Raw genomic sequence first — 7,088 nt, forward strand, 5'->3', positions numbered from 1 at the left:
AACGAATGATTGTTTTAAGGTAGAACCGGGTAAAGATGGCAGAGGCGTAAAATACGCCTCTGCCTTTTGCGCTTGTTAAACTTTATGCGAGGAGGTTCTACCATGAGAATGGCATTTGTTGTTGCTCTTTCTTTGCTTATTCTCCCATGTTCAGTATTCTCTCTCGGGGCGAGTGAGTACAATATGCGTATGACCGAGGATGGGAAAATCAAGATAGAAAAGAAAGAATACCCCTCCCTTTTTCCCTCCACTTATCAAGGGGTGGAGAAAGTGGGGTCCGAAATAAAATCCCTCACTGGTTGCGAATGGACTTCAGTTCCTTATCAATCTCCGGACGCGTTATTTTTTCATGCGATGATTTATGATAGTGACAAGCACAGGATGATTATTTTCGGGGGCTGTAATGGAGATGGCTGGTTAACCGAGACCAACGAAGTCTTTGCCTTAGATCTCACAGAAATGAAATGGGAACAGCTTTTCTGCTCGGGCTCAAAACCATTTCCGAGGGACGGCCATTGTATGGTATATGATGCGGTCAATCAGCGAATGATTGTATTTGGAGGAGGTCATTTCGTTGAAATGCTATATTTTCAGGATGTCTGGGCTTTAGATATGAACACCTTGGAATGGGATAGTCTCACTCCATCGGGGAATCCTCCCCAAGGAATGTTGCATCCCAGAGCAATTTATGACCCGGTGAATCAAAGGATGGTTGTTTTTGGGGGATGTGACCAGACAACCTGTTACAACGATGTTTATACTTTGAGTTTAACTCCTGGAGGCGAAACTTGGACAAAGCTTACATTTTCAGATAGTCTTCCTGCACCGAGGTACAGGCACAGCATGGTATATGACCCAATTGAAAGACGGGCTGTAATTTTTGGCGGAAGAAGCGATTCCGGCCGGTTAAACGACCTCTGGTCGCTTGATTTGACTTTGGGAAGCGAAAGCTGGACCAAACTTAGCGCTACCGGCGATATTCCCTGTCCCAGGCGTAATCAGGGCACAGCCTATGATTATATTCATCATAAGATGTTCATCTTTGGAGGAGACAGCGTGGGAAATGAATATCCCGGTGTCGGCGGGGTTAGTCTCAACGATATTTACGCTCTGGATTTGGATTCGCTTAAATGGACCAATGTTACCCCAGCTGATGGTTTGCCAGAAAGGCGCCGGGCGCCGGTAGCCATTTATGATCCAAAGGCCAACAAAATGCTGAACTACGGCGGATGGCTGGGAGACAGTGATAGGTATCTCTTTAATGATTTGTGGGCCTTTGATTGCACTGCCTTGCAATGGCAGAGGCTCTATCCTGCTAATAGTTCTCCTTCGGCCAGGTATGGGCATAATTCTATTTATGATGCAACAAATCATAGAATGGTGGTGTTTGCCGGAACAGACGGGGGATTTGCAGAGGCAGCAAGACATGATGTTTACACTTTGGATCTAAATACTCTATCATGGAACCAGCTTGGTTTCACTGGAACGGAGCCGGCAACGAGAATTCTTCCCGTAGGGGTATATGATAAAACAAACCAAAGAATGGTTATTTTTGGAGGTCCCGGCACCACGGACACTTCTACCTGGTCACTTGATTTAACCAAAGGAAATGAGCAATGGGTAAAACTTTCTCCCACGGGGACACGGCCGTCTACCCCAACTAACCAATGGGGAACATATGACCCGGTAAACGAAAGAATTGTTTCCTATAGCGGTCTAAGCTCGGCTGGCGCAGGCGATACCTGCTGGACATTAGACCTTGCCCCGGACTTTGAAAACTGGCAGAAAATATATACCCCGGTGGATGATGCGCTTGACCGGGGTTGGGTGCCGGTTTATGATTCGCTAAACCACCGCATGATCACGGCAGGGTACAATAGAAATTTGTGGGGGCTGGATTTAACTTTGGGAAGCGAGCAGTGGACGCTGTTAAGAGATTCAATCCCTCAATCCCATTACTATTCCAGCGCTATTTGTGACCCGGTCCATCAGAATATGGTAGTCTTTGGCGGTGATGCTGACGGCCTGGTTACCAACAGAACCTTTGTTTATGCTTTACAGGACAGCTTTCCGGGTTATGAACTGTTACCTTCGGGCGGCCCGCCAAATTCCAGATGGTATCATACCGCAATTTACGACCCCCAAGGTTACAGGATGATAGTATTTGGCGGATACAATCAACAAATAGATGTTACCCCTAAAGGCACTTGGCGTGACACCTGGATATTAACCTTGCCCAATGAAGCCGATACCCTGCCCCCCACTGTAACCCTGCTTTACCCCAACGGCGGGGAAAGCTTTGCCGCCGATAGCTTGGCGCCCATTAGGTGGAGCGCCAACGATGAGACGAAAGTGACCAGGATAGACCTGTTTTTCTCCATAGATGGCGGGCTTAGTTATCCCGACACCATAAGGCTGTGGGCGACTGTGGATACGCCATATGTGTGGAAGGTTCCCAATAAAAGTTCAAAGACCTGCAAAATAAAAGTAATCGCCTATGATAGCGGCTATAACCAGACAGAATACAGAAGTTTGAATTTAGAATGGGACAGAACGCTCCAAACCCGTTTAAACAATTAACAACTATCAATTATCAATTGCCGCAGGCCGGGCAGGTGAGCCTTAAGATTTACAACATTGCGGGACAGGCGGTGCGAACGCTGGTCGATGAAGATAAGAAGGTGGGAAGCTATGAAGTTGTGTGGGATGGCAAGGATGAGAGCGGGCAAGCTGTGGCAACCGGGGTGTATTTGTATCAAATAAAAGCCGGCAAACAGGGCGACATCAAGAAAATGATAATGTTGAAATAAGGCCGACTTATTTGACTAAAGGCTGGAGTAAAACTCCAGCTTTTTTTAACAAATTGCGAAAAACATCGCAAGGGCTACTTAAACAAGTTCCAAAATAAAGTATTTCGGCTGGCCAATCTTGACAAAAAGTGATTTTTATAGTATACTAAGTAGTGTTTTTGATTGCCGTTCAACCATGTAAATCTTTTTCGCACAAAGACACACACAGCACAGAGAGTATTATCCATTGAACTTCATGGCGATACCACCTTGTGATTTCATCACGGCAGCTTACCGTAGCATTTACTTGGTGTTCTTGGCGGCTTGGTGTGATGAAAAGAAATCCTGAACAGTTATATAATTACGGAGAATATCCTATCGGAATCTTAAGGTAAGGAAAACAGAAAAACTGATTTTCTTCCTGCCAGCCGACGATGCCGTTTGAAACATCTGTTCAACGGCTCTTTGTTGTTTTTCTGTTTCCCAAAAACTTTAAACGGTAGGATATTTCTATATCCATGGTAATTTAATGCGTAAATTATTTATTTTAGTTCTATCGCTGTTCCTGCTGGCGCTTCCCGCCTTGGCGGCCAAATACGTCGGAGAGTTTTTGAGTTTTGGCTTGGGCGGCCGGGCCTTAGGGTTGGGCGGCGCTTATGTTTCCCTGGCCGACGACGGGTTCGCTTCATACTGGAACCCTGCGGCCACCGCCCTCTCCAGCCATCAGCTTATTTTCAACCATTCTTCCAATTTTGAAGGTCTTTTGACCTACGATGCCCTGGGCTACAGCCGCCCGGTCAGTAACGGCGGGCTGGGGCTGGTCTTCGTCCGGCTGTCCATAAAAGGGATCCCCTATACCAACGAGGCCCTGGTGGACCTCAACGGCAACGGGCTGATGGATCCTGGGGAACGGCTGAACTATGGTCTGATCACCGATATCCAGGACGCCGAATCGGCCCTGTTCCTGAACTACAGCCGAATATACCGCAAGGATATTTTCTGGGGCGCCAACCTAAAGTTAGTTAATAAGTCGGTAGGCTCAAACAGCGCCTGGGGCCTTGGACTGGATGCCGGCGTTATAACCTTGCTGCCCCACGATCTTCGGCTGGGCCTCAATCTGCAGGATATTACCACCACCTACCTGGCCTGGGATACCGGAGAAAAGGAGATCATCTCCCCGGCCGCCCGGCTGGGGTTCTCCTGGAACCCGGATTTTGCCGGCAACCAGGCCCTGACCATCTCGGCCGGGTTTGACATCGGGTTTGAAGGACGGCGGATCGCCTCGCAGTACTATCTGGGAAATTTAAGCGCCGATTCCCACTACGGCCTGGAATATGTTTTAAAACAACGGCTGGCCCTGCGGCTGGGTTCCGACCTGGGTCGTCTGGCGGCCGGGACCGGCCTGAAGTTGGGACGTTTTAACTTTGATTACGCCTATCTGGGAAGCCAGGACCTGGGCAACAGTGCCAGGCTTTCGGCCTCATTAAGCTTTTGATCTTTTTAAAATTTTTATGACCGCCCTTAATCTGCAGCGCGAAATCAGGCGCAAATCATTTCATATGCTGGCCGGGCTGGCCGTCCCTTCCCTTTATTACGGGGCATTCTTGTTGGAGCAGGCCACCGGCAAACCTTACACCTATCTGGCCAAGTGGGTCCTGTTGGCCGCCGCCGCCGCTACATTGGCTTTAGACATTATCAGGCTGCGCCATCAGTTCATCAAGATAATATTCATCGACATCTTCGGCCCCCTGCTGCGCCGGCACGAGATCGACGCCCTGACCGGGGCCACTTATTTGATGATGTCCTCGCTGGCCTGCGTCCTGCTGTTCCAGCCCTTCGTGGCCATGGCCTCGATTTCTTTCCTGGTGATCGGCGATGCCCTGGCCGCCATGGTGGGCCGCAACCTGGGACGGACCAAGTTTTTTTTGAAATCCTTTGAGGGCACGGCCGCCGGTTTCGCCGGATGCCTGCTGATCGGAACTGCTTTGATGTTCCTGCCCTATTCCGATCTGAGCCTGTCCCGGATGGTGATCGGAGCAGCCGTGGCCATGATCGTCGAGTTGCTGCCCATCCCGCTGGATGACAATATCCGGGTGCCCCTGGCAGCCGGCACTGTGATGCAGTGGATAGTTCCTTGAAATATTTTAATAATTAAAATATGTGTACAGTCTGCACCTTAATATTTTTAATTTTAATCGCATCGTTTCTCTTCGTTTTCGTGGATTGCCATACTAAAAACAAAGCGGGCCCTACCTGCGTTTGTTTGCTGGCCTGTTGCCATAATTCGGCCCCAGCCAGCAGTTATGCCTTTACCCCGCCCCATATTTTCATTGTCTTAAATATTGCCGATGTTCTGAATACCTTTCAAATATACAGGCTGGAAATAGAACACCCTCCAGGGCGGAGCCCCTCTTAAAATGGACTACGAGATCTCTCCCTCTCGCGCCTGCGACTTTTTTTACTCCAGCCTAATCTATATATTTTATTTCTGGATTCCTGCACCAGCAGATCTAAGGCCTGCCCCCGCCATGACATTTGACATTTTCCTTTAGCATAACCAAAAAAACAAATAAACCCACCACAACCCAAATTTAGGAGGCCCCATGTCCCTGAAAAAACTTTTAACCGCAGTCCTGGCCTTGTCGCTACTGCTGATGTCTTCTTTGGCCCTGGCCGCCGAAAAGAAAAAAGCCGCCAACCCCGAAGAACTGATGTATCAGATAGCCCAGTTGAATCTGAATTACCAGCAATACGCCGAAGCCATCGCCGCCTTCACCGATCTTCTGGATATCTATCCCAAATCAAAACAAGTCAAGGATTACGCTTATTACTTAGGGCTGGCTTACGAACACTCCGGCGATTATCAGAAGGCCGCCGCGGCATATGAGAAGGTGGTCACCCTGTACAAAGACAAGCCCGGCCAGTTGGCCTTGGCCGACAGCCTGGCCCTGGAAGCCGTGGGCCGCTGTTTCAACAAGAACTTCAAGGAATATTCGGTGATCATCAACGGCCAGCCCATCACCAAGCTGGAGTTTGACGCCAAGTTGGAGAAGGTTCCCGCCCAGTACCGGGCCCAGTTTGAAAACGAGGCCGGCAAAAAGCAGTTTATGGAAAGACTGGTCCAGAAAAAGCTTTTATACGACGAGGCTGTCAGGACCGGAATAGCCAACGACCCGGCCATTAACCAGCAGTTGGATGATAACCGTTACGACATCATGATCCGCGGCCTGTACAATAAGGAAGTAACCCTAAAATCACAGCCCGCCGAGGAAGAGGTCAAAAAGAACTACCAGGCCAATAAGAATAATTATAAGATAGCGGAACAGGTCAAGGCCCGCAACATCATATTAAACACCAGGGCCGAGGCCGAAAATGTGCTGAAACTGGCCAAAATGAAAAAATCATTTTTTGACAGCCTGGCCATGAAATTCTCGGTATCCGACAATTCCCATCGGGGCGGCGACATGGGCCAGCTGAACCGGGGCGACAATCCCGATCTGGACCAGGCGCTTTTCGTCAAAACGCCCAAGGGCAAGATATTATCGATTACCCCCATCTCCCCAAAATACGCGGTGGTCAAACGAATTAAAAAAGACAAATCCAAGCTGCACCTGCGCTGGATGGTGTTCAACACCGAGGCCGAAGCGAAAAAAGCAGTGGCCGAGCTTAAGGCCAATCCTGATCAGTTTGACAGCCTGGCCGGCAAGCTTTCGGTTGACGCCGCCACCAAGGACAAAGCCGGAGACCTGGGACTGGTGGATAAATCGCAGGTTGATTCTAAAATCTTTGCCGCGGCCGGCAAGCTGAAGGACGGCGCCTATACCCAGGCCCCGGTCAAGTATTTCACCCAGTATGCCATCTACAAGATCGAGGAAAAGACCCCGGCCGGATTCAAGACTTTTGACCAGGTCAAGGGCCAGATTTCGGGACAATTGCAGCGGGACCGGCAGAAGGCAAACTTTGACAACCTGCTGAACCGGCTCAAAGCCGAGGCTGCCATTACCTACCCCGAAGAAACCCCGGCCGCCCCGGCCCAGCCGGAACAAAAAGAGGACGGCAAGAAGTAGTTTTAGGCTTTGATCCCACTGATAAGAGGCTGGTTGCATACCGGCCTCTTTATTTTTTTTTTTGCCTATTGACATTTCCCCCCCTTAGGTGTATAATGCCAACAGTAACGCATTACGCAGGCCTGCCCACGGCCCCGCTTGCCCCAGCTTGCCCCGCAAAGCGGTGGCAAAGCGAAGCCCTCGCCTTTAGGCAGGCCTGCAAACCGTTCCCTGAACCAAGGGAGGTTTTATG

General features: G+C 49.6%; 5 protein-coding genes. All 5 read left to right on the forward strand.

Annotated features, from left to right (window positions below):
• The first annotated feature begins 102 nt into the window (after positions 1–102).
• The gene (locus tag HY768_05335) at positions 103–2,580 is read left to right on the forward strand and encodes a hypothetical protein (GenBank protein ID MBI4726632.1); all 2,478 of its coding nucleotides are present in this window, start codon (positions 103–105) and stop codon (positions 2,578–2,580) included.
• Positions 2,544–2,810, forward strand: coding sequence for a T9SS type A sorting domain-containing protein (locus tag HY768_05340; GenBank protein MBI4726633.1), 267 nt, complete (start codon positions 2,544–2,546; stop codon positions 2,808–2,810). The genes HY768_05335 and HY768_05340 overlap by 37 nt, the downstream gene beginning before the upstream one ends.
• Positions 2,811–3,318: 508 nt before the next feature.
• Positions 3,319–4,284: a hypothetical protein gene (locus HY768_05345; protein MBI4726634.1), complete on the forward strand. Its 966-nt coding sequence runs from the start codon at positions 3,319–3,321 to the stop codon at positions 4,282–4,284.
• Positions 4,285–4,300: 16 nt separating this feature from the next.
• Positions 4,301–4,927, forward strand: coding sequence for a hypothetical protein (locus HY768_05350; protein MBI4726635.1), 627 nt, complete (start codon positions 4,301–4,303; stop codon positions 4,925–4,927).
• Positions 4,928–5,392: 465 nt separating this feature from the next.
• Positions 5,393–6,856, forward strand: coding sequence for a peptidylprolyl isomerase (locus HY768_05355; GenBank protein MBI4726636.1), 1,464 nt, complete (start codon positions 5,393–5,395; stop codon positions 6,854–6,856).
• The last annotated feature ends 232 nt before the right edge of the window (positions 6,857–7,088 follow it).

This window comes from candidate division TA06 bacterium, assembly GCA_016208585.1.
Lineage (GTDB): Bacteria > Edwardsbacteria > AC1 > AC1 > EtOH8 > UBA5202.

Excerpts from the sequence above, each read along its gene's own strand:
- HY768_05345 (MBI4726634.1), top strand. The coding sequence starts at position 3,319 with ATGCGTAAATTATTTATTTTAGTTCTATCGCTGTTCCTGCTGGCGCTT.
- HY768_05355 (MBI4726636.1), top strand. The coding sequence starts at position 5,393 with ATGTCCCTGAAAAAACTTTTAACCGCAGTCCTGGCCTTGTCGCTACTG.
- HY768_05350 (MBI4726635.1), top strand. The coding sequence starts at position 4,301 with ATGACCGCCCTTAATCTGCAGCGCGAAATCAGGCGCAAATCATTTCAT.
- HY768_05340 (MBI4726633.1), top strand. The coding sequence starts at position 2,544 with ATGGGACAGAACGCTCCAAACCCGTTTAAACAATTAACAACTATCAAT.
- HY768_05335 (MBI4726632.1), top strand. The coding sequence starts at position 103 with ATGAGAATGGCATTTGTTGTTGCTCTTTCTTTGCTTATTCTCCCATGT.